Annotated in this window: 1 protein-coding gene; it reads right to left on the bottom strand. The window is 57.0% G+C overall.

Going from position 1 to position 270, the window contains the following annotated elements; translation table 11 throughout:
* Positions 1-172 precede the first annotated feature (172 nt).
* Positions 173-270 (bottom strand): sunset domain-containing protein (locus SB775_RS34745; protein WP_486360717.1); only part of this gene is annotated, 98 nt, incomplete at its 5' end.

Here is a 270-nt window from a genome sequence, read left to right as displayed (position 1 = left end):
GTTTTTAGTTGCAGCGGGGCGGTCTGTTCAAAAGCCAGCAACGGGATGTGCGGCAATTGCAGCGCCGTGTTGGCATTCGGCTGGCGCAGCTGTCTTTGCAGGTGTTCGATTGTTGCGGAGCTGCGGTAATCAAGGCGCAGGACAAGCAATTGCATCGTATTCCCCCTCTTCTTTATTGGCCGGAACTGCGGAAGCCGGCGTCTCTGGCTTCTTGTTCTGTGCAAAACCACTGTTCAGGATTGGTCCCCTCGTAGGAAGGGGCGCCGGGCA

Source organism: Peribacillus sp. SIMBA_075 (assembly GCF_046534585.1).
Note: the sequence above shows the minus strand (reverse complement) of the source record. Positions and strands in the feature narration are given on the sequence as shown.